The sequence below is a fragment of the Gluconobacter morbifer G707 genome, assembly GCF_000234355.1.
GTDB classification, from domain to species: domain Bacteria; phylum Pseudomonadota; class Alphaproteobacteria; order Acetobacterales; family Acetobacteraceae; genus Gluconobacter; species Gluconobacter morbifer.
This window is the reverse complement of sequence record NZ_AGQV01000002.1, coordinates 129,630-150,731: the sequence shown is the minus strand read 5'-3', so window position 1 is coordinate 150,731 and position 21,102 is coordinate 129,630. Positions and strand designations below refer to the sequence as shown.

Genomic DNA, 21,102 nt, shown 5'->3' with positions numbered 1-21,102 from the left:
GATCATAACGCCGTGTCATGCCCCTATTCAATCCACACGATCTCCGGAATATCCTCAAGAGTGGCCAACGCGTGCTTGGCCTCGACCCTGGCTCAAAGACAATAGGGGTTGCTCTGACAGATGTATCTTTGATGCTCGCCTCCCCCTTTTCTGCACTTAAACGCCGGAAGCTGGGGGAAAATGCTCAGGAACTCAGGCAGATCATGCAACAGGAAGAGGTCGGTGGACTGGTGGTGGGATTGCCACTGTCATTGGACGGTTCTTTCGGACCAGCAGCGCGTGCCGCTTCCGACTGGGCCACTGCATTGGCCGAACGACTGGATCTTCCAGCCTGTGTTTGGGATGAACGTCTGTCATCCACCGCAGTGAACCGCTTTCTGATTCAGGAGGCAGACATGACGCGTGGGCGTCGTGCAAAAGTGGTCGACAGGATGGCTGCTGCTTACATGCTTCAGGGATGGCTGGATGCAACCTCTCCAGCCATCGCGGAAACGGGAAATGTCAGATCTGTCCGGTCAGAATCAAAAGTAGCACAATCAGGAGAATGAGACCGAGCCCTCCGGAAGGGTAATATCCCCAGCCAGAACTGTAAGGCCATGATGGCAGGGCTCCGATCAACAGGAGCACCAGAACGACAAGAATGATAAGGCTCATGACGGGTTACTCGCGCTTGTTACGCAGAAAGATACGTGTCGAAGCCGGAAAAGTTCTGGTTTTCCATATTGGTTCAGGAATAGTTGAATATCTCTTGGTAAGCGGGAAGCTTTCTCGTCCCTGTCTTGGAGAGATGCAACGGGTTACGGAAATTCAGGGGGTAATAGACTTCAGTCCAAAGAAAACGAGAAGACAGCCAATGGTGCCAAAGAAGAAAGAGATATTCGGATGTCAGGGAAACACATCGTGGTTAGAAAACCAGGGATTTCCGTCCAGAACGACAAATGGCGTCCTGATAGCATCAAGCCGCATTCACCGAAGATAGGCTATATTGGATTTTTTCTGTTCGAAATTTGCAAAATCACATAGGTTACGACCATGCGCTACATTCTCCTGACTCTTCCCCTATTGCTTGCGTCCTGTTCCCGGGCTCAATGGATTTCAACGCAGACAGATAGCTCCTGTGTCCGGACACAGATGCTGGCTGGAACCAATGGAAACGCCCTCCCCTTCAGTGCGGCCGTGCGGCATTGTGGCGCCATAACCAAGGGAAAGAATGTACCGCAGAATATGCCTGCTCCACGGCCAGTGGATTTGCGGGATGATACGACCCTTCAGGCGATGGCTGAGAACCCGGATTATAATACTGAGTCTTATCCTTATGTGCCGCGTGCTTCAAAAGCACCTATGCCCGGTGGTTTGTGGAGCACCAATTTTCGCTAGCACGATCCGACATGAAGTTCTGTTTCGACGTCTATTTTACAAAGTATGATATTAGTTTTAGGAGATTTTTGTAAAACCAATAAAAATAATCGAATTTCTCTTGCTCTCTGCACCTGAATTGTGGTTATAAGGGTGGATGGCGGATGTTTTTACCATGAGAAATCAGCGCGCGTGGCGCTAGTTGTTCTCCGTAGAAAACAGGACCGCGCATAAATTTGGTGCGCGACCGCTTTTGTTATGAAGGAGCCTCGTTATGGCAACAGGCACCGTGAAATGGTTCAACCCGACTAAGGGTTATGGCTTCATTCAACCTGAAGGTGAAGCTCAGGATGTTTTCGTCCATATTTCCGAGGTGGAAAAAGCGGGAATTCGTAGTCTCAACGAAGGCCAGCAGGTTTCTTATGAGGTAGAAGCCGGACGAAACGGCAAAAGATCCGCTGTTGGGTTGAAAATTCTCTAAAGAATTTTGTCTGTCTTTGACAGAAAAGAAAACCGCCCTTTATGAAGGGCGGTTTTTTTATTAGTGGACAGTCGGGAAGTTAATTTTTGCATAATCCATAGTACCCTGAGATTTATTTTCTGTAGTTGGTGCATACGTCGGCGAAGCATGAAGGGGCATATTTGATGGTCCGATATATCCTTTTTTTCCAAAGATTTTGTTCTGATTTTCTGTGCCACCTTCACAGGCAGCAAGTACGAAAGGTACCAAAAGAAGAAGTATAAATTTTTTCATGCTTCAATGTTCCGCTCTAAATAAAATATCATAATATATTAAAGTAGACTTTAATGCAAATCAGGTAACCGGAATCTGGGAAAGCTAAAAATAGGCAATTGTTCCTAGGTTCAGGACCCATTGATATGAGTGACCTGTATTGGCTGACGAACGAGCAGATGGAGCGTCTGCGGCCCTTTTTCCCGCAGAGCCACGGCAGACCTCGCGTTGATGACCGTTATGTGTTGAGTGGGATCATTCTCGTGAACCGGAACGGCCTGCGCTGGCGTGATGCACCCCGGGAATACGCTCTACACAAGACGCTCTACAACCGCTGGAAGCGCTGGGGCGCCATGGGGATGGGGATCTTCGCCCGGAGGATGGACGGTCTGGCTGCCGCAAAGGCACAGTCCCAGACGATTATGATTGATGCGACGTATATCAAGGCGTACCGCACGGCTTCGAGCCTGCGGCTAAAAAAAGGGCTCCAGGCCGCCTGATCGGGCGGACCAAAGGTGGGATGAATACAAAGCTGCATGCCGTCACCGACCGGAACGGACATCCGCTCGACTTCTTCATGACAGGAGGCCAGATCAGTGAGTACACCGGAGCTGCTGCCCTTCTGGACAGTTTGCCATCAGCCAAATGGATGCTGGCAGACCGGGGTTATGACGCTGACTGGTTCAGGGATGCCCTGGAGGAGAAAGGGATCAAACCCAGCATTCCGGGACGGAAATCCCGAGGGAAACCCATAAAATACGGCAAGCGGAAATACAAACGTCGCAACCGCATCGAAATCATGTTCGGGAGGCTCAAGGACTGGAGACGGGTCGCGACATGCTATGACAGATGCCCCACCGTCTTCTTCTCGGCCATCTGCCTCGCTGCAACCGTCATCTGCTGGCTATGAGCCCTGAGCCCTGAGCCTAGGGGGAAAGCAATCCCTCTCAGAAGCTCGTACTAGCCCTCACAAAAATTTATGACGACGATTATTATTGCTGTCTTTATCGAAGGTCTTGTCGGAGTCTTCGAGCGAAGCGGTAAGGCCCCTGAAGACATTCTTTATCCCGCAGTATTGCTAGTAGTCGCGACATTCATGGTGGTGGCATTAGGAATGTATCAAAAACTCAGCGTGAATGCTGAACGGGAGAAAAAAGAAAAAGATCTTATCGGATGATCTGAAAGGAGGTGCTACGGCAGCCAGAATATCACCGTTTCACCGCTAAGTGATGATGCTCGATGTCAGCGAGTGCAGAATCGGCGTACAGGCAGGTAACCGATTCGGCTGAGATATCGCCGAGGTGGCGACCTGCACTAGTTTTGCAAACATCATGGTGTCCCGAAATGCATCAATCTGCACAAACGTGAACCGCTAATGGAGGATAGATACCTTAAAGTTACTTGTATAAATCATTGATTTTGTGGGATTATCTGCCGGACCGAGTGGTGGGCGCAACAGGGATTGAACCTGTGACCCCTACCATGTCAAGGTAGTGCTCTACCGCTGAGCTATGCGCCCCCGGTCCGGTGAGGCGGTTTCTAGCTGTAACCGCTAAGGCTGGCAACCCCTTGGAAGCAAAAAAATACACGGATTATGACGGCGCATTCTTCTCTCTCAGCATTTACAGTCAGATTTCCTGAGAAAATGCCTATTCCTCTGGTGATTTCATCGCCTCATTCGGGGGAAAATTATCCACAGGAATTTTTGGAAAATACTCGCCTTCCTCTTCATGTGCTGCAACAAACAGAAGATCGTTTCGTCAATCGCCTCTTTGAAAGGGCGTCAGTCTCAGGCGCTACCGTGCTGGCCTCCGAGTTTCCCCGGATCTGGTGTGATGTAAATCGGGACCCGCGTGAACTTGATGCCGGCATGTTTCAGCCCAGACCGCCAGAAGACATTCTTTTGAAGACAGCCAAGGTCAAGGCTGGTTTTGGTGTTATTCCGCGCCTGGCATCCCGAGGATTACAAATCTACCGCCACTGCCTGCCCGTTACGGAGATAGAGCATAGGCTGGAGTTGTGCTGGCGCCCTTATCATGGTGTGCTTTCGGATCTTTTACAGACACTCCAGCGGCAATTTGGAACTGTCATTCTCCTGGAAGCGCACTCCATGCCTCCCCTGCCCTATTCAAGAACCTGCGACGTTGTTCTGGGAGATCGGCATGGACAATCCTGTGCGCCTGAATTGACCGCATTTCTCGAAAAAAAATTGATGTATCAGGGATATGCTGTCCGAAGAAACATTCCTTATGCGGGTGGCTATATCACGAGCCATTATGGGAAACCTGTTCAGGGCATTCACGCCATTCAACTGGAGATCTGTCGTCAGCGATATCTGAATCTTGGCACGATGACGGTTAGCCGGAATTTTGAAAAAGTTCAGCAGGACATGACCAGCCTTGTGGCCGCCTTGGCTGAGTTTCTGAAACACCAGATGCTTTCAGTGCCAGCCTAATGAGGCACACACTTTTTCACGGGAACGTGTACTCGCTCGTTCCCACAAACTGTGTGTTATGGTCGAAGTTAAAATAATGCTCTGGATCTAGGCATGTTTCTTGGAATTGACGTTGGAACATCTGGTATCAAAGTCCTGCTGGTCGACGAAACCCAGAAGGAAGTAGGATCTCATACGGAATTCCTGAAAGTCAGTCGCCCACACAGTGGATGGAGCGAGCAGAATCCGGCTGACTGGTGGAACGCAGCCTGCACGGCCATTGACGCCCTTCAGCAAAAACACCCCAGGCAGATTGGCTCGGTAAAAGGGATCGGTCTTTCAGGCCAGCAGCATGGCGCTGTTCTTCTCGACAGGCATGGCAAAGTCCTGCGGCCATGTATCCTGTGGAATGATACTCGCTCTGAGACGGAGTGCAGCCTGTTTGAAACGCGATTTCCACAAAGCCGCAAGATAACCGGCAATATTGCAATGCCTGGCTTTACCGCTCCAAAACTTCTCTGGATCGCACGGCACGAACCTGAGATTTTCAGGCAAACGCAGCATGTTCTGCTCCCCAAGGCTTGGCTTCGCTACCAGATGACCGGGGATATGATCGAGGATATGTCAGACGCATCCGGCACTTTGTGGCTCGATACAGGAAACCGTCTGTGGTCCGATGCCGCACTCGCTGCAACGGGGCTAACTACCGCAAATATGCCCGCTTTATGCGAAGGGACAGATATTGCAGGGCGCCTCAAGCAAGATCTCGCAGATCGGTGGGGGATGAGTGAAAGACCAGTCTTTGCAGGCAGTGCGGGGGACAATGCAGCAGGTGCAGTTGGGCTTGGAGCTATTAAGCCGGGAAATGCATTCGTATCTCTTGGAACGTCCGGTGTCGTCTGGATCACGACAGATGTCTTTCGACCCGAGACAGGGTCCGCCATCCATTCTTTTTGTCACGCAGTACCGGAAACCTGGCATCAGATGGGCGTAACCTTGTCTGCGGCATCCTCCCTGGCCTGGTGGGCAAAGGTTTCCGGAGTTGAGGAACGCGTCCTTTTGGCTGAACTTCCAGAAGTTGCAGATCGTCCCTCGCCCGTTATGTTTGCACCTTATCTTTCAGGGGAACGCACGCCTTATAACGATGGAACCATTCGTGGCGCTTTTATTGGTCTGTCTCAGGAAACAACACGTGCTCAACTGACACAGGCGGTTCTGGAAGGAGTCGCTTTTTCATTCAGGGATGCGCAAGAGGGCTTGAGCGCTTCAGGTTCCCATTTCCGGGAAGCGGATGTGATTGGTGGGGGATCTCGCAGTCCACTTTGGACGTCGATTATCGCTTCCGTTCTGGGCATCAGGCTCCACAGGCTTGCCCATGGAGAGCATGGAGGCGCTTTTGGAGCCGCCCGGCTGGCCAGGATTGCAGCAACTGGAGAAGCTGTCGAAGCCATCTGCACTGCGCCCGAACGCGTAGCTGCGATTGATCCTGATCCTACTCTCCAGGATGCCTATGCCCAAGCCTATCATCGGTACCTTAAAATCTATCCGGCCCTCAGAGGAATCTCCGGTCCCTGAATATGGGGTCATTTCTATGAAAAAAGGGGTGTGTTAAAGCTTTCCGGTATGAAAAAGCGTCCTTCTGTTTATCTGGCTGGCGACATGGTTTTTCGCCCGAAGGCCTTGGAAATTTTCGAGCGGTTAAAAGAGATCTGTAATCAGTATGATCTCGAAGGCGTTGCTCCGTTCGATGGCCAGGCGGAGGCACAACTGCTTCCTCCTGGCAAAGAGACCATTCTTGCCTTTGTTCGTGCAGATCGTGCGCTCATGGATCGCTGTAACGCTGGCCTGTTCTGTATTGACCCATTCAGGCGCAGTCCAGAAATGGACCCCGGCACGGCTGTAGAAATCGGCTATATGCTGGGGCTGGGCAAGCCATTGGAAGCCTATACCGTGGACGGGCGGCTTTATCCCGAAAAAGTGGAAACGTATTGGCGGGATCTGTTGAAGAAACCGCTCATTCCTCGCCTTAGTGACGGAACGCCAGCCTCCGGGCACATGGAAGACCCAGATGGAATGCTGGTGCATTCCGAAGGCTTGTTACAGAACGGTATGGTCGATGGCTTTATCGGGATGGGTGGCGGAGAAATTGCGGTGGACACTGATTTTGATGAAGCATTTCGCAAAGCGGCTCATCGTCTTGCATGCCGCCTTCTGGAAAAGCGCTAAACTGAATATCCCTTGTCACGGAACAGTTTAGGGGCAAATGTTTCTTTGTCTTTTCAGAATGGAAGCAAAGAGTATGAATCTGTTTCATCAAGATGAAGAAAATGACCGCCAGGAAGTCGATAGTGAAGCCCATGAACTGATCCAGGAAGTCATTTCTCATTTGGAAAAAGCGCTACGGAATCTTCCCGAGAACAATCCTGCTTATCAGGATATTGCGGCAGCAGCTGATACGGCTGACGCGCTGCAATCAGTTCTGCGAGGATAATTTCTGAAAATGCGCTGATTATAAAAAATTATAAAAATAATTGGCGCCCTCTGCTTTGTAATGTTCAGTGCGACTGATACTGCCCCTGCCGACAGCGCGGAGCAAAGCCACAAACTGCGCATACGACGGTAATGGAAGGATCTCCGTTGAAGCAGCATGTTTCCGGGCGCTCCAATGCATATCCCTGCCCCGGTGGTTCAGTCTGGAATGCTGTAACGATTCTCGTCATCCAGTTCTGAAGTTTCTGAGGAATTTCTTCCTCATGGCGGGACCACCAGAGAATATCATCCTCCGTACGCCCGAGTTGGTGAGCCAGCTGCCCCGGACTCCATTGCGTAACTCTCAGGAACTCGTTCAACGATGCGGATGACATTACCGTTCCCATCTTTCCTACCTTACGGAAAACTGACGGCAGGATCGTAAAAAATAAGTACTGTTTCGTCAATTAATCATCAAACATAAAATCTTTAAAAAGATATTTCACAGAACACGAGTTATTAAAAAATTAACAGAAAATAAAAATTGTAACAGATAAATATAAAATGATCATATGTTATTATATGGGGTTTTATTTATGATTTTTACTGGTGTATACATTGGTGTTCTAATCAATAGAAGATTACATAAAAGAAGAAACGCAAATTCAGTTTTTTGGCAAAATTTTATTTGGTTAATTATTATGTGAACCAATTATCTCCACAAACAATCAGTCTGATATCAGTGGTCAAAAGCAGGCGAATGAACACCGATTAAAATTTGTGTCGGATGTAATGGAAGTGCTCGAAGCCATACTCCATCGACGCAACTGCCTTCCACCACATGTCTGACGCTCCAAAAACAACAAATTATTGGACCACTAATACGTTGCTATATCGATACAAGAAGCGCTAGGTTCAGGACCCATTGATATGAGTGACCTGTATTGGCTGACGAACGAGCAGATGGAGCGTCTGCGGCCCTTTTTCCCGCAGAGCCACGGCAGACCTCGCGTTGATGACCGTTATGTGTTGAGTGGGATCATTCTCGTGAACCGGAACGGCCTGCGCTGGCGTGATGCACCCCGGGAATACGCTCTACACAAGACGCTCTACAACCGCTGGAAGCGCTGGGGCGCCATGGGGATGGGGATCTTCGCCCGGAGGATGGACGGTCTGGCTGCCGCAAAGGCACAGTCCCAGACGATTATGATTGATGCGACGTATATCAAGGCGTACCGCACGGCTTCGAGCCTGCGGCTAAAAAAAGGGCTCCAGGCCGCCTGATCGGGCGGACCAAAGGTGGGATGAATACAAAGCTGCATGCCGTCACCGACCGGAACGGACATCCGCTCGACTTCTTCATGACAGGAGGCCAGATCAGTGAGTACACCGGAGCTGCTGCCCTTCTGGACAGTTTGCCATCAGCCAAATGGATGCTGGCAGACCGGGGTTATGACGCTGACTGGTTCAGGGATGCCCTGGAGGAGAAAGGGATCAAACCCAGCATTCCGGGACGGAAATCCCGAGGGAAACCCATAAAATACGGCAAGCGGAAATACAAACGTCGCAACCGCATCGAAATCATGTTCGGGAGGCTCAAGGACTGGAGACGGGTCGCGACATGCTATGACAGATGCCCCACCGTCTTCTTCTCGGCCATCTGCCTCGCTGCAACCGTCATCTGCTGGCTATGAGCCCTGAGCCTAGGGAGCGGCGCTGAAGGAGCCGTCACTTCAAGGCTACGGGCGATACTACGTCGGATATTGGGAGACACGAAACCTCCGGATGGTCGCAAATATCCGGGAAGTGTTGACCCGCAAACCGGGCACTCGAATGCTTGCAATTCTTGGAGCCTCTCACAAAGCCTATCTCGACCAGATGCGCGACGTGACCCTGATCGACGCAGAAGCGGCCCTGCATTAGATGACGTCTTTTTTGTTGAATAGGGAAATTCGCGCTCAGTGACTGACATACTGGCATGAATAGCTTTCCTCAGCTCTAGCCCGCACGATCTCACCGAGGTGCGTCGTATAGTGCGCAGACAAGATCAACCAGACCTAGTTTCAGTCCGCCTGAAACTAACCGCATAGCGCGGCTTCCAAGACGGACATTCATCCTCTGATCAGCAGCAGTATAACCGGGAGGAAGGCCGCTGAATCGGGATTTCATAGTTGCGCGTTGATCGGGGTCTCTATACTTACGCTACATTCAGATCAGCTCAGAGTTCCAGCGTCCGATCTTGGTCAAAGCCAGAGCCAAAGCGGCCACGTGCATCGCTTGAATGATTTTCCCATTGCATGCTAGTGTTTTCACTTCGTCGACCGGAACAAAAGAAATCTGGACCCGTTCTGTAGGATCATCTTTACGAGCACCATTCTGTATTACACCTTGAGCCAGAATAATGTGACAGCGATTGGTCTGGTTTGCAGGATTGGGTGCCAAAGTCGCTATGTGCTGCCAGGAAGCTGATGTGAAGCCTGTTTCCTCTTCAAGTTCGCGGCGCGCTGCCGCGATCGGATGATCGTCGCAGGCTTCAATCCCTCCTGTAGGGAGTTCAAGAGAAGTCGTGCCCCAACCATGCCGATACTGCTCGAGAAGAATAAGCCTATCGGTATGATCAATTGCGACGATCTGAACCCAGTCCGGATATTCCAGAACATAGAAAGGATCGATTAAAACGCCTTCGTCGGTTTCACACGTATCGGCACGAACGCTGATCCAGCGGTCTTTGAGAGCATATGAAGAGTTCTGAACAGTCCACGAAGGAAGCTGACGGTAAGTGCGCGCTTTCATGATACCATGTTACCCTCAAGCAGCCGGGCGTCCAGAGAAAGAGCGCATCCCAGATCAAAAGCGGACAACCGGGTTCTCTGTCCAAACAGTGTATTTACTTAGCGAATGTGCAGCAGACAGGCTGTGGTCACCGCTTGCCTTATAGATAAAGGTCTGAGTTTCCTTTTGAAAAACTGACAAGAAATAGTCCGAAGTATCGTCACCAGATCGGGTATGAAGCCAGCACACGGATCAGTGGACCTTCATCCATGAAGAGAGCCAACTGGCCTCAAATTTTCCTCAGCTTGTCGAAATCGTAAAAGATGTAAATCGGGACGATTTCGTGCCTCAAGCAAAGGGAGTGTAGCAGTTCACCGTAACGAAACTGAGGAACGTATTGACACGGTCGGGATAGAATAACGGGCAAGAAGTGCGCTCGGATCGTCGTGAAATCATGTATGATGGTTGGCCGCAGAATCCGGATCATTGTCGGCGGGAATGGTACTGCCCATACCGCCGACCATGCCTCCTTCGCCCCCTCCTTTCCCTCCTCCGTCTTTGCTGCTTTCTCCCTTTTCACGTCCGCCTGAACCAGAAGGCCGGCTCGGACCTTGGCGAGGAAGCTCTTGGTCAGAAGGTATTTTTTCGATATCCAAAGCTTTACGGATGAAATCACGCAATGCCACAACTAAATCATGTGTGTGAACAGTGCGACCTTGTGCAAGTTCGGATGCAGCCTTCGCAGCCATGCGGACATGCTCTTTTGTTCCAAGAAGAATAATATCTGACAGAGCAGATTCGACAGCGTCTCGAATACGTCGAGTACGTTCCGAGCTACCTGACAACTCGAGAGACGTTATATCTTGGTTATTGCCATTCCGGCCCTTTATATCCTTTAAATGGATCGGGCTGACAGTTAGGTCTCCTGTAAATGAGCCTCCTAATGTTTTGTATGCTGCAATCAGCGTTTTGACTCGTTCGTTAATTTGCCGATTCAAGCGTTCCTTGCGCTGCTGAATCGTCAGCATCATTACAAGACGCGTACCGATACCAAGCAGGGTAAATAACGCCAGACCAAGCACCGTTATCAACGCACTATGCCACGAGCTGAAATCTGGACTGTGCAAGATGAAATCCTTATTAAGCTTATTGCAATACCAACGTTGTTTAGAGATCTTCGGAAGATTCAGTTGGGTAAATTTTTAAGGTGTTAAACGTGTGAATCAATCTGACCCGCGACATGATGCAGTCACTGTATTTGTCAAACCGCTATCTTCCTGATCCAACTGACAGTAATATCTGCTTGTGGCAAACGGATTTCCATTACCGAACATTCTGGTTCTCCTCATAAAGCAGGCAGACAAGTTTATAACGAGCATTGCGATCTCCCTCAGGAAGAAACACGTCCTGATCAAGCCGCCTGTAATCGTCCCATGGCACCAAATTTTTTAAAATTTAGGCTCAAGACTTGACTCTAAGTACAGGCCCGAGCGGAAGCGACCTGATAACTCAGAGTTTCATGGTACGGATCTGGCCCGGATCGGGATGCTGCGATACGGATAATTCCGGCCTGCTATGGACCGACCTGAACCGGGGAGATAATAATTTATATGCTGGAAAGTAGCTGAAAACAGCCGTCTAGAATGGTGGGCGCGACAGGGATTGAACCTGTGACCCCTGCCGTGTGAAGGCGAAGGGTTTCCAAAGTAAGTTATTGATATTGCTATGACTTATTCTCCTTTGTCGTGAGTGGCCCCGATCTGGCACGTAAGGACGATATCAGGCCAGTCCGTATATCCCAACCAGCGGATGACGGCTTCCCGATGAAAGTCAGGCATCTTCTTGGCGTATCGCGTTACGATGCTGATGGTCTGCCATCCTCCTTCCTCCTTCAGCCTCAGCAAATCCTTGTGGATACAATAATGCCAGGTCGCCCACGTGTGACGGAGGCAGTGCGGCGTGAGATCGGGAACAAATGCACGCTTCTCCTTGGTCGATCCTTTTGGCGTCCAGATGCGTTCCCTTCCTGAGAATCCGGCTCGTTCACAGGCATAAGCCCATGCGTTCTTGATTTGGCCGCCGCCATTGCGTCCTGTGTCATGGTATCCCTCGCCCATCGTCTTGCCTCGATACGGCCGGAACACTCGCCCTTCCCTATGAGGCAGCCCTGACAGAGCCAGCACCACGACAGGCGGAAGGTCGATATGGCGTTCTGTATCCTGTTTCTGCCAGACAACAGCGCGGGCAGCTGGAAGGTCCACATCCCGCCAGTCCAGCTCAAGCGCTTCAGACATGCGAGCTCCCGTGCCAATCAGGAACACGAGTAACGGTCGCACATGGGGAGCGGCCTCATTCACCAGATCGATTGCCTCGGCAGGACGCAGGAATTGCATTTTTGTGCGTGCGATCTTCGGGCTGGCAAATGATGGTTTGTCGCACCAATCCCGAAGTGCTGCGAACTCAAGAATTGCCCTGAGTGGCGTGAGCACGCCCCGGAGCTTTGTGGCTGGCGAGGCGTCCGTTCCTTTCGTCAGGATTGCCTTGTATGCTTGATCTACATCTTGCTGTTTGATCGTGTTGAGCTTGCGTGTGCCAAAATGGCGCAACAGCCGCTCGATGTGGAACAGCGTGGTCTCGCTCCGCTGCTCTGCCTCAAGATAGGCCGAGACAGCAGAAGCAAAGGTTACGACAGCGCGTTTGCCGTAGACTGATTCTTCCCAGAGTTCCGCTTCCCGTTTCGCGCGGAAAGCCTCCGCCTGCTCCGGGTCAGCCGTTCCAGTGCATTCGTATATGCTTTGTCCTCGGACGGTTCCGCGGATGTATAACGCTTCCCTGCCTTTGCGTTTGACGATGGAGAGGGGCATTCCAGGCTTTCGATAAGGGTTCGCACGTCTTCAGGGCGGAACATGATCTTGATGCCGATCCGGCGATGGGTTGGCGCTCCATTAAACTCAGGCACCTCTTTCAGATGATGCAGGAGCTTCGTGCGCCCGATGATTCCTTGCAGATCTTCAGCAAGTACGGACGCCACGCTGCGGAGAACTATTTGCTCACTCATTTTGCCTCCGGTTCCGGCTCATCCGACCAATGCGAAGCGATGGTTTTTGCTGGCTTGCGGTGAATGCCAAACCAATCTCTGAGCCAACCAGCAGAAACGGTTCGGCTGTCGGACGCGGACGTGTATTGAGTTTCCCTCTTTAGTTCCGCCTTGATAGTTTCCAGCAGTGCTTCCGCCTCAATCCTTGGGTCTGTTGTATCACTCATCCCCTCGCCTCCGCGTCCATGGCTGTCCGTGAAAATCTCAGCCGGTTTGCGATCAGGTAATCCCGGTTCTTTTTATTGTTGAGCACGACAGGGCCAGCGTCCCCATCGATTTGACCAGGCGGCGGGGCAGTGGCGATTGCTTCTGCGACGGATCGCAGGACGGCAAATCTCTCCCATCTTCCAGTGTACCTTCCTGTCGTCACGGAATACCGGCGACGCGTCAGGTATTCATCTTTTTCGATCACGACCGCCCTGGTGTAATCACCAGCCCACGAAAGCGGGTATGCGTAACTTGCAAAATTGGGACGCCAGAATGTGAGAAATGGTCTGCGTGCCCACTCTGCTCGCAAATCCACGATGACATATTGACTCGTATCCGTCCGCCCGCTCATGCCGGGTCTCCTTTTGAAAGGAGGCTTTTCAGAAGCCCGATAGAAGTATCCGACCGTGATTTATTGGCGCGCGCTATCGTGTCATCCAGATCAGAGAAAAGCAGACCCTTGCGGCTGCGCTGAAGTGTGTATCCATGACGCGCCATGACCCATAGAAAGATGTCGATCGTGTAGATCTGTGCGTCGGAGAACGTGAGGTTATCCATATATTGCCCTCCGTTTTTCTTGACCGATCGCTCACGGACTTCATCAAGATACTTGAAGATGTCTTTCTGATCGTGAAAATCGCGCAGGAACGGCGGGAGATACTCACCGCTCTCTAGCCATTCTTGAACTTTGCTCATCACTCCCCTCCCTCGCGTGTGAGGGCAGCGCGAAAGGAATCTCTTGCAGCGTCCCGCAAGTTAAATTCGTCTAGGGATGCCCCAAAAAGACCTTTTTCGTGGATCACGTCTTGGGTTTTTAAGTATCCACGACCGACGTCTTCCAGCACCTTTACCCTCGCCTTCAGCGCGGCTACGTTGGCGGGGTGGGTGTAAAGGGGAACTTGGAAGTATTCATATTTTTTGTCGCAATACTCTCCGAACTGCTCAAGTCCATGAGCATTCTTCGGGGTATTAGCATCCTCCTGCGACACATATGCGAACGGCTCTTGCCCTTCTGCATCCTTCCGGCGCTGTTCTTCTGCGCATCTCGCCTCGATCTCTGAAACGAATGCATCGGCTGCGGTCATGGCCTGGTCCCATGGCATATTTGCCCTGAAGAGCACGGTCAGCTCGGAGACCTGCATGTCCCGGGTTCGGCCTGGACGCCTCTGTCCAGTCTCAGTCATGACGATCAGTCCTCTTCCGGTTTGCAGACAAGGCGGATGGCGGTGATTTTCTGCTTTGGTACAGTCGAATAGGGACTGCCCTGCTCCGTATGCATGAACGGCAAGCGTTGGGGACCGGCCAGCAGGGCGATGAGGATGTATGGGTACATGAGATTGTCCTCAGGAGGCTGATGCAGCGGCGCTCTGGCGAAGCTTCCGACGCATCAAAGCGAGAAGGTTCTGCTCGTTTCGATGGTCTCCTGGCGTGCTCGATCCGAAGACCAGGGCTCCGCAAGGATGTGTCCAGCAGACGTGGCCGCCATTGGTTTTGCGTGGCGCGTATCCCATCTCCGCAGCGCGGCGACGGAGGGTGCGGAATCCGGCATAGGGGCATCTCATCGCTCAGCCCCCTTCCCTGCGATCTCAGGGCTGACCGGTGCGCGAGAACGGATGCAACGAACCCGGCTCATGCGATGGTCGCTCCGTAAGTGGTCATGTCGACCTTGACCTGCCCCTGGAAATTCGGCGTGCAGGCCGTGGCAACCAGACGCCGTCCGCGGAAGATGTCGAAGGCGCAGCAATGGCGTGAGGCCTGCTCCTTGGCGAATTTCTCGGCCTTGAGATACTCGGTAAACCTCGAGCTGTACCTGCCGGGACGGCGCCCGAGCATGACTACGCAGAATTTGTCGGAACTGCGACTACTGGCGCTCATCGGATCCGCTCCCTTTGCCAGGAGTGAAGATGCTGACCACGTAGCGGAAACGCTCCAGGCCCATCCCAGTGAGGAAGCCGGAAAGGAAGAGGTACAGACACAGAATGATCGGGCCGATGGAGCCGGGCAGATCAATGAGCATGATGGCCTCCCCGAAGAATGCGCTCCACGAAGCCGCGGAGGAGGAAAACCTGCCCTGTGCACCAGTCTTTCAGGGTGCGGGCCGCTTCTGCCGCCTCGATCTCTTCCAGCGGAGATACCGTGAGAGGTCGGCAATCGAGCGGCCGGGGCGGAATGGCAGGAACCGGCTCGGGCAGACAGTTGAGGGAAAGAAGGCTGGCCAGCTCCTGCGCCAGGCCATAGGCTCATTCACCCCACGACTGGGCGACACGATGATTGCTCAGGCTTGCGTTCTGCGTCGCCAGGTTCTGGCACGCGGCCATCCTGTTTCGAACATCCCGCGCCTTGTTATGGACCGACGGGGCGATCGAACACCTGAGGAAGCGGTCAAACCCTTCCTGGGTACAGGCATTCATGAAAGTCACTGGCTGCTGTTTCATGCTACACCTGCCGTTTCAGACTGATGCTTGATGGCCCGATGTTTGTCCCAGTTTTGATTGATGCCGTCTTTTGTCGCTTCAGCGAGAAAATCTGCAGCTTTTAAAGCGGTGTCCTTATTCGGCGTTGACCGGATAAGAATTGATGAAGCCAGCGCGGCCAGAACCATCATCCCGTCGCCGACACTCTCGCCGTCCAGATGCTTGGCTATCGTGAGGGCAAGCTGTTGCACTCGATCGTTCATGCCACACCTCCTACATGCGAGATCTGGCGGGAGGGCGCGCGGTTACGCCATGTGTTGGCCAAGTCCTGAAAGAGCAGGCTGAAGGGGCTGCCGACCGGGAACTGCGCGTCCCGGATGGCGCTTTCCCAGAAATCAGCAAAATTCAGACACAGCCATGCTGGCGCAAGGCGGTGCAGCGACGCATGCTTGGCTTCAAGGTGAGCGCGATAAACGTCTGGATAGTCTGCCTTGATACTGTCGAGGGCAGCCTGAACTTCCGCGTTCGAGGATGCATAGGCCAGAGCCTGATTCAGAGGCGACAGGAAGTGCTTCTTCCTGAGGCGGACCTCTATCTCGATGACCTGAGAAGGCTTCGGAAGGCGCTCACGAAGGGAGCAGGCCATTCCTTCACATGCTGACTTTGTGTGGGTGTCCACTGTCCAATCTCCATCGTATTGGGCGATGGAAGACTGTTAACTCCGGTAACAAGGTGGAGCAAGAAAAATATTACCGCCGTTAATATTATTTTTTGAGAGCATCTATCATTTTGATAAGGATATCCTGCGCATCAGGAGACAATTCGCGGGCTTTCAAGAGAATCGTCTGCTCTTGCTCGGTCTGAGCCTTTACGGCTTCGACGGGGTCATCCCCAGTAAGTAGCCAGCCGATTGACTTACCCAAAGCCTCCAAAAGCGCCGGAACACGCTCCCTCCTTGGTGACGCCCGCCCAGTTTCGTACTGGGCTATCGCATTCACAGTGACCCCTAACATGGCCGCAAGTTTAGCTTGGGTAAACCCTAAATGTTCTCGTTGTGTTCTGATCCTTTGCCCCATCGCTATTGAAGCAGGGGTCGGGGACTTCTTACGGGAAGGTTTGGGCGTCGTCATTCCACCCGCATGGCAGACCCCTATCATGTCGGCCTGTTAATTCTATTGCTGGAAATTATTAACTCCGGTAACAAGACGGCATGAGCGATGACACTCTTAACGAAATCCGGTCCCGTAGAGGGGCGGTCACTGAGATCGCCCAGAGATGTGGAATCAGCAAAGCTGCTGTTTCGCAATGGACAAGAGTGCCTAAGTGGCATCTGCGAACGGTTTCTGAACTGACCGGGAAAAGTCCCGAGCAACTTCGCCCCGATCTTTTTGAGGCGGAGCAAGCGGCATGAGGGCATCATCTCAGGATAATCTCCGTCATTGCTCTGCAGAGGCGAAAGAGAACTGCATTCGATCCCCGAATTCTGGTGATCTCTTTACGCTGCAACAGCTTCGTAGCTCGATCTGGTACAAAGAAAATGGGCCGCTCCCTCAAGTTGAGGAAGCGGTAAAAGCGACTTTAGAAGACATCGAAGGGGTTAATGCCGCCTTCCTGTCTATTAGCCGTCGCCTTCAAAACATGGCTGATAGGCCGCGAGGACTGAGAGGCCTGGGGCTTCCCTCTCTAATGCACCGTCTGGATATGCTCCTCTTGGAGATCCAGAACCTTCCCGGGGCCGAGGAATTAACCTTCTCCAACGTTAATGACTGCCTGCGGTGTGAGCTTTCATATAAAAATCCCTTGGTAAGGACGGAAGCTTCTGAGCGGTTTCGGTCGCGCTTCGGGCGATTTCTTTCAAGGATTCTCCGATCAGGGCTTCCAGGGGATATGAGCCGTTCGCCCTGTCACCCACGAGGAAGAAACTGACGGTGGGCCAGTTTTCCTCGGGTGCGTCCTGCATCGGCACTTTGACTTTCACTTTCAACCGACCGTCCTTCTGTCGCTTGGCTGACAAAAGGATGGGCCGAAGCTTCTGTGACATCCGAATCTCCATGGTTGTGTGTTGCAGCCCCATGGTGATCCAGCGCGTCCGGGGCGGCAATGCTCCGGACGTAACGGCTGCCTCTCTCGCGAAAGGGAGGCTGTAAAATCATGCGCGGATGCCGCTGGCCATTTGGAGACCCGAAAGAAACCGGCTTCCGCTATTGCGGTGATCCAGTTTCTGGCGGCGGTCCCTACTGCCCCTGTCATACCAGTCTCTCGGTCATTCCAGATTCCAGGCTCACCAGCACTGAACTCAGCAGGCTGCTCTATTACGGGCGCAGCGGGACGGTGCGTGTCAGAGGACAGGAAAATGGGCCGGAGTTGGTAGCTCCGGCCCGAGCCAAAAGAGCTTCTTTCGAATCCCCATCAACCCCACTCACAAAGGGATGATGGAGGATTCGAATGGCAGAGTCTCGTGCGAAAGACGGCAACTTCTTTCCGTTTTCACTTCCTGGCCAGATCGAGAGCTGCGCGGATCTTGTTGCGCGCGTGCTTCGGGGGCGGTTCGGGAACGGGCGCCATGCGGCAAAACGCATCGCCCAGATGGGAGAAGTCAGCCCGCGCACAGCCCGGAACTGGATGTCTGGATCCTGTGCGCCGCGCGGAGACGAACTGATGCGCATGATGGTCGAGTGCGACGAACTTGCGGACGAAATCTTCAGAAAAGTGCGGGAGCAGAGATGCCTCACAGAGAAAGAATAGCATCTGGCGTGACGGCTGAGATCGGCCGCCGCCTCGGTTTTGGCTACCGCAAAGGTCCTCCCCGCTCCCTCAGCTTCGGAGTGCTGAGACTGACGGTTCACTCCGGCCTGGTGCTTGATGTCGGGAAGTGGCGCTTGGCCCTGCACAAGGCAGACTCGCTGAGTACCGCCCTTATCAATGAACGCGACCAGCTCAGGGCCGCGCTCGAGAGCGAGCGTGCCGCCCATGATGAGTCACTGCTGGAGATGCGCGATGCGTTCGAACGCCTGACGAACCAGTGCGACGAAATCCTCATGTCGCGAGGGCACTGACCATGCAGCCGGCCGTCCCTGAAACCTTCGATCGTGCAGCGCTGCCCTCTCTTGGCTTCCTGTACGCCCTTCCGGCCGAGCAGCGTGGCGTATTCCATTCCCTTCGTGATGCCCTGAAGCAGGCCAAAGACGTGATCTTCCGTATCGGGGGAACACCTCTTGATAACAGGCAGATAGCGCGGCTGGCGCGCGAGGATGAAGCCGTCCTCGAGCGCGTCGTCCCTTCCCTCATCCAGTACGGATACATGCAACGCGATACAGACGGAGCTCTCTACAGCCCGCACCTGGTCGAAAGGCAGATCCGTCGCGCTGAAAGGGTCGCTGCCAAGGCAGAGCGTGAAGCGCGCCAGGCAGAACTCGAGGTGCGTCAGCTCGCCGGCGATGTGCCACAGGGTGCATCCGTCCGGGTCATCACGTCTCCCAGGAACGGACTTCGCGGCGGCCGGCCACGCGCGGGAGAGACGAAAGAGGAAGCCTATGCCCGCCGCCTGGCAGAAGCCGAAAACGTGCAGCGCAAACAGCGCCAGATGCCCCTTGTCAGTGTGATCTCTGGATCCGAAGGGAAAAACCAAACCCATTTTGAAAAACAGGGTTTGGTTTCCGAATTAGGTTCAGATCAGGATATTAGGTTTCCCGTAGATCTAGAATCAGAGAAAGATATATCCCCTTCTAATTCTAAATCTACCGAACCAACCGAAACCGAAATTTCCCCGATCAGGATTTCTGAGGCCGAACTCAGCCAGATCGTGGCGCGGGTGCTGAAGGTCGGGCGGCTGGAAGAGCGGCAGGCCGGGTTCGCAAAGAGCATCTGCCGAAAGTATCTGATTTCAGGCATACCCGCAGACATCCTCGTCGAAGCTGTGAAGCAGCATTGCGAGAAAATGGCCCTGAACGGCGATACGCCGGATAAGATGTCCGTTTATCGCAAGCCCATCGAACGCTTCTGGGCTGATCATCAGGCCGGGGTATCAACGGCTCAGCCTGAGCCGGAGACGCCGGATCCTGAAAGGGACGCCTGGGAAAAGGAAGCCGTTGAGGCTTACGGGCGCGCGCTCAAGCTGCGCAGCGAAATGTTCACGCATCATCGGGATCTCACGGCCCTCGAGCGTGACTGGCCTGCAAAGGCCCGTCAGCAGAAGCTGCCAAGCTGCGAAGTCACACGGGAAGCCTATCTTGCCTGGTACCGCCCAAAGGGACAGGCAGCATGATTGCTCCCTGGTATCTGATCATGATGGTCTTTGCATCCAGTTACAGCGGCTGGAAAATGCTCTCCATTCCCATGACAGACAAAGAAGCCTGCGCAGTCGGTGCTGCTCAGTTCCTGAAACAGACCAGAGATGAAGCAGAGAACAAGGCTTTCTGCATCGCCTCGGGATCAGCACCGTGATGGAGCCGTTCTCCTCGCTCAAGCGCTCCGCCATCTCACTGGTGGCAGGACCAGAATTCCGCTCGGTATGTGATGAGCTGGCCATGGCCAAGCGCCAGATTGCCAAGCTCGAACAGCGCCTGGCGGAAAAAGCCCTGGAGGCTTCGACCCTTCAGGCCCGTTTGACCCGAAAGCAACAGCGCCGGGATTCAAGTGGCCGATTTGTACGCCGCAACCACACCTGATGTGGAGTTCTGATGACCATTGCTGCTCTGGCCTCTGGCCAAGCTGAAGACAGTGCCCCGCTCGAAGGGGCGCTGGCAGGAAAAATGACTTTGGTCGACGTGAAGTTGACCGACAAAAAAGAGGAAGTCCCCGTTACAGTTCTGCGCAGAGGAGCCGGCCTTTACGGACTTCTCCAGAACGGAACTATTTCTGCCGCCCAGGTGAAAGCGGCCGAAAAATGGGCTCGCGATTATGAAACAGGCGTGGAGGGTGCGACTGATCCTGAACGATACCGGTCAGGGCGGCGTGGCGACATCCATGATATGATGATTGCACGCGCTCAGGCCGTTGCTCGGTATGAGGGTGTCCGTCGTTCTCTGGGGCGACGCGCCTCAGATATGCTCACTCTCCTTGTTATCGAGGGGCTTTCTGTTTCCCGTATCGCAATGCATTACCAGCGCGATCGGAAGCAGATTGTCGGGGCAATCGATCTCCTGCTGGAACAGCTTGTGGAGTATTTCGACTGCAATGCTGTCCGGATAAAAATTGTTTGACCTGGCCCAGCTGGGCAGCGTAACAGTCTAAAATCTTCGATGGCGTGTGTCCGGATAACCGGGCCACGCCTTTTTTGTTGGCATTTTGCCCCTTCCCCACAAAAGCGAATCAGAATGCGAAAACTCGCAGCGGCGAGCGTGGGCGAGGTATGCCTACGCGGCAGAGATCATTTTGTGATCCTGGCGGTTCGAGACCAGGACGCTCTCTGCGTCCCGCTCATCCAGAACCGGACATATATTCATCGCTCAGATGTTCTGCTGCCGGATTTTCCTTCGATTGCAACAGTCGTCGCACGTTGTGCGCGGCCGAAATGGCAGAAGAATGCCTGGGATGCTCGCGTCATGAGCGTCTCCTCACCTCTTCACGGGGAAATCATTCTCGCTGTGCAGCGTGATGCCGAAGCACGGCGAGGAGAAAC

Annotated in this window: 31 protein-coding genes, 1 tRNA gene and 1 pseudogene; 18 read left to right on the top strand and 15 right to left on the bottom strand. The window is 53.1% G+C overall.

The genetic code is table 11. The features are described 5' to 3' along the window. Window positions 1-17 precede the first annotated feature (17 nt). Complete coding sequence (gene ruvX / locus GMO_RS05630) at window positions 18-548, top strand: Holliday junction resolvase RuvX (RefSeq protein WP_050801418.1); 531 nt, start codon at window positions 18-20, stop codon at window positions 546-548. Here the strand turns inward: ruvX and GMO_RS13865 are convergent. Beyond that, window positions 502-654, bottom strand: coding sequence for a DUF3309 family protein (locus GMO_RS13865; RefSeq protein WP_008851342.1), 153 nt, complete (start codon window positions 652-654; stop codon window positions 502-504). The genes ruvX and GMO_RS13865 overlap by 47 nt on opposite strands. Window positions 655-1,630: 976 nt before the next feature. On the opposite strand from GMO_RS13865, the gene GMO_RS05620 reads away from it, so the two are divergent. The 3 genes and pseudogenes from GMO_RS05620 to GMO_RS05605 all read left to right on the top strand — a co-directional run. Beyond that, on the top strand, window positions 1,631-1,837 hold the full coding sequence (locus GMO_RS05620) for a cold-shock protein (RefSeq protein WP_008851341.1): 207 nt from the start codon (window positions 1,631-1,633) through the stop codon (window positions 1,835-1,837). 398 nt (window positions 1,838-2,235) lie between these two features. Then, window positions 2,236-2,999, top strand: a protein-coding gene (locus GMO_RS13860; protein ID WP_139064397.1) for an IS5 family transposase whose coding sequence is annotated in 2 segments (ribosomal slippage) — window positions 2,236-2,575 and window positions 2,575-2,999 — 765 coding nt in all. Because the reading frame shifts where the segments join, the coding sequence is not laid out codon by codon here. Window positions 3,000-3,024: 25 nt separating this feature from the next. Beyond that, window positions 3,025-3,266 (top strand): annotated as a pseudogene (locus tag GMO_RS05605) (hypothetical protein); the annotation flags it as partial. 267 nt (window positions 3,267-3,533) lie between these two features. Here the strand turns inward: GMO_RS05605 and GMO_RS05600 are convergent. Continuing rightward, window positions 3,534-3,608, bottom strand: a tRNA-Val gene (locus tag GMO_RS05600). 75 nt (window positions 3,609-3,683) lie between these two features. On the opposite strand from GMO_RS05600, the gene GMO_RS05595 reads away from it, so the two are divergent. The 6 genes from GMO_RS05595 to GMO_RS14540 all read left to right on the top strand — a co-directional run bounded on the left by GMO_RS05595 (window position 3,684) and on the right by GMO_RS14540 (window position 8,915). Then, on the top strand, window positions 3,684-4,544 hold the full coding sequence (locus GMO_RS05595; RefSeq protein WP_040508340.1) for an N-formylglutamate amidohydrolase: 861 nt from the start codon (window positions 3,684-3,686) through the stop codon (window positions 4,542-4,544). 93 nt (window positions 4,545-4,637) lie between these two features. Further along, window positions 4,638-6,098 carry a xylulokinase gene (gene xylB, locus GMO_RS05590; protein ID WP_008851338.1) on the top strand — a complete coding sequence of 487 codons (1,461 nt, stop codon included), beginning with the start codon at window positions 4,638-4,640 and terminating at the stop codon, window positions 6,096-6,098. Between the two features lie 48 nt (window positions 6,099-6,146). Beyond that, window positions 6,147-6,749: a nucleoside 2-deoxyribosyltransferase gene (locus GMO_RS05585; RefSeq protein ID WP_008851337.1), complete on the top strand. Its 603-nt coding sequence runs from the start codon at window positions 6,147-6,149 to the stop codon at window positions 6,747-6,749. A 73-nt stretch (window positions 6,750-6,822) separates the two neighbouring features. Further along, window positions 6,823-7,014 (top strand): hypothetical protein, encoded by a 192-nt coding sequence (locus GMO_RS05580; RefSeq protein WP_008851336.1) that lies wholly within the window; start codon window positions 6,823-6,825, stop codon window positions 7,012-7,014. A gap of 908 nt (window positions 7,015-7,922) precedes the next feature. Then, a protein-coding gene (locus GMO_RS13850; protein ID WP_139064397.1) for an IS5 family transposase occupies window positions 7,923-8,686 on the top strand; the annotation gives its coding sequence in 2 pieces (ribosomal slippage) (window positions 7,923-8,262 and window positions 8,262-8,686; 765 coding nt in all). A gap of 22 nt (window positions 8,687-8,708) precedes the next feature. Further along, window positions 8,709-8,915: a DUF5694 domain-containing protein gene (locus tag GMO_RS14540; RefSeq protein WP_280985123.1), complete on the top strand. Its 207-nt coding sequence runs from the start codon at window positions 8,709-8,711 to the stop codon at window positions 8,913-8,915. Window positions 8,916-9,200: 285 nt separating this feature from the next. On the opposite strand, the gene GMO_RS05565 is transcribed toward GMO_RS14540, so the two are convergent. The 9 genes from GMO_RS05565 to GMO_RS14375 form a co-directional block, all read right to left on the bottom strand. After that, on the bottom strand, window positions 9,201-9,785 hold the full coding sequence (locus tag GMO_RS05565; protein WP_040508337.1) for an NUDIX hydrolase: 585 nt from the start codon (window positions 9,783-9,785) through the stop codon (window positions 9,201-9,203). A gap of 431 nt (window positions 9,786-10,216) precedes the next feature. After that, window positions 10,217-10,891 carry a hypothetical protein gene (locus GMO_RS13840; protein WP_245528442.1) on the bottom strand — a complete coding sequence of 225 codons (675 nt, stop codon included), beginning with the start codon at window positions 10,889-10,891 and terminating at the stop codon, window positions 10,217-10,219. Between the two features lie 603 nt (window positions 10,892-11,494). Beyond that, window positions 11,495-12,628, bottom strand: a complete 1,134-nt coding sequence (locus GMO_RS05555) for a tyrosine-type recombinase/integrase (RefSeq protein WP_008851330.1) — start codon at window positions 12,626-12,628, stop codon at window positions 11,495-11,497. 190 nt (window positions 12,629-12,818) lie between these two features. Continuing rightward, on the bottom strand, window positions 12,819-13,028 hold the full coding sequence (locus GMO_RS14155) for a hypothetical protein (protein ID WP_139064396.1): 210 nt from the start codon (window positions 13,026-13,028) through the stop codon (window positions 12,819-12,821). 388 nt (window positions 13,029-13,416) lie between these two features. Beyond that, window positions 13,417-13,764 (bottom strand): hypothetical protein, encoded by a 348-nt coding sequence (locus GMO_RS05540; RefSeq protein ID WP_050801417.1) that lies wholly within the window; start codon window positions 13,762-13,764, stop codon window positions 13,417-13,419. Beyond that, window positions 13,764-14,210 carry a hypothetical protein gene (locus tag GMO_RS05535; protein ID WP_139064395.1) on the bottom strand — a complete coding sequence of 149 codons (447 nt, stop codon included), beginning with the start codon at window positions 14,208-14,210 and terminating at the stop codon, window positions 13,764-13,766. The genes GMO_RS05540 and GMO_RS05535 overlap by 1 nt, the downstream gene beginning before the upstream one ends. A 47-nt stretch (window positions 14,211-14,257) precedes the next feature. Continuing rightward, entirely contained in the window at window positions 14,258-14,401 is a 144-nt protein-coding gene (locus GMO_RS14380) for a hypothetical protein (RefSeq protein ID WP_008851327.1), read from the bottom strand. Window positions 14,402-14,697: 296 nt separating this feature from the next. Next, window positions 14,698-14,943, bottom strand: coding sequence for a hypothetical protein (locus GMO_RS05530; RefSeq protein ID WP_050801416.1), 246 nt, complete (start codon window positions 14,941-14,943; stop codon window positions 14,698-14,700). Beyond that, window positions 14,930-15,085 carry a hypothetical protein gene (locus GMO_RS14375; protein ID WP_175282586.1) on the bottom strand — a complete coding sequence of 52 codons (156 nt, stop codon included), beginning with the start codon at window positions 15,083-15,085 and terminating at the stop codon, window positions 14,930-14,932. Before GMO_RS14375 ends, GMO_RS05530 begins: the two co-directional genes overlap by 14 nt. On the opposite strand from GMO_RS14375, the gene GMO_RS05525 reads away from it, so the two are divergent. After that, on the top strand, window positions 15,078-15,527 hold the full coding sequence (locus tag GMO_RS05525) for a hypothetical protein (RefSeq protein ID WP_040508330.1): 450 nt from the start codon (window positions 15,078-15,080) through the stop codon (window positions 15,525-15,527). The two genes, GMO_RS14375 and GMO_RS05525, sit on opposite strands and share 8 nt — an antisense overlap. Here GMO_RS05525 and GMO_RS05520 read toward each other — a convergent pair. The 4 genes from GMO_RS05520 to GMO_RS05505 form a co-directional block, all read right to left on the bottom strand. Further along, window positions 15,500-15,745, bottom strand: coding sequence for a hypothetical protein (locus GMO_RS05520; protein WP_139064393.1), 246 nt, complete (start codon window positions 15,743-15,745; stop codon window positions 15,500-15,502). The two genes, GMO_RS05525 and GMO_RS05520, sit on opposite strands and share 28 nt — an antisense overlap. Then, window positions 15,742-16,128, bottom strand: a complete 387-nt coding sequence (locus GMO_RS05515) for a hypothetical protein (RefSeq protein ID WP_008851323.1) — start codon at window positions 16,126-16,128, stop codon at window positions 15,742-15,744. Before GMO_RS05515 ends, GMO_RS05520 begins: the two co-directional genes overlap by 4 nt. A gap of 118 nt (window positions 16,129-16,246) precedes the next feature. Then, entirely contained in the window at window positions 16,247-16,612 is a 366-nt protein-coding gene (locus GMO_RS13530) for a helix-turn-helix domain-containing protein (protein WP_175282589.1), read from the bottom strand. 629 nt (window positions 16,613-17,241) lie between these two features. Then, window positions 17,242-17,556 (bottom strand): hypothetical protein, encoded by a 315-nt coding sequence (locus GMO_RS05505; protein WP_040508329.1) that lies wholly within the window; start codon window positions 17,554-17,556, stop codon window positions 17,242-17,244. Window positions 17,557-17,633: 77 nt separating this feature from the next. Between GMO_RS05505 and GMO_RS14965 the strand changes: the two genes are divergently transcribed. The 7 genes from GMO_RS14965 to GMO_RS05475 are packed head-to-tail and all read left to right on the top strand — an operon-like array spanning window position 17,634 to window position 20,683. Then, window positions 17,634-17,915, top strand: coding sequence for a GcrA family cell cycle regulator (locus tag GMO_RS14965; protein WP_083813618.1), 282 nt, complete (start codon window positions 17,634-17,636; stop codon window positions 17,913-17,915). 12 nt (window positions 17,916-17,927) lie between these two features. Next, window positions 17,928-18,227: a hypothetical protein gene (locus GMO_RS05500; RefSeq protein ID WP_008851321.1), complete on the top strand. Its 300-nt coding sequence runs from the start codon at window positions 17,928-17,930 to the stop codon at window positions 18,225-18,227. A gap of 8 nt (window positions 18,228-18,235) precedes the next feature. Continuing rightward, entirely contained in the window at window positions 18,236-18,538 is a 303-nt protein-coding gene (locus GMO_RS05495; protein WP_008851320.1) for a hypothetical protein, read from the top strand. Window positions 18,539-18,540: 2 nt separating this feature from the next. After that, window positions 18,541-19,746, top strand: a complete 1,206-nt coding sequence (locus tag GMO_RS05490) for a hypothetical protein (RefSeq protein ID WP_008851319.1) — start codon at window positions 18,541-18,543, stop codon at window positions 19,744-19,746. Then, a complete protein-coding gene (locus GMO_RS05485) occupies window positions 19,743-19,925 on the top strand; it encodes a hypothetical protein (protein ID WP_008851318.1) in 183 nt (60 codons plus the stop codon). Before GMO_RS05490 ends, GMO_RS05485 begins: the two co-directional genes overlap by 4 nt. Next, window positions 19,922-20,149, top strand: coding sequence for a hypothetical protein (locus GMO_RS05480; protein WP_139064392.1), 228 nt, complete (start codon window positions 19,922-19,924; stop codon window positions 20,147-20,149). Before GMO_RS05485 ends, GMO_RS05480 begins: the two co-directional genes overlap by 4 nt. Window positions 20,150-20,161: 12 nt before the next feature. Then, window positions 20,162-20,683, top strand: a complete 522-nt coding sequence (locus GMO_RS05475; RefSeq protein WP_008851316.1) for a hypothetical protein — start codon at window positions 20,162-20,164, stop codon at window positions 20,681-20,683. The last annotated feature ends 419 nt before the right edge of the window (window positions 20,684-21,102 follow it).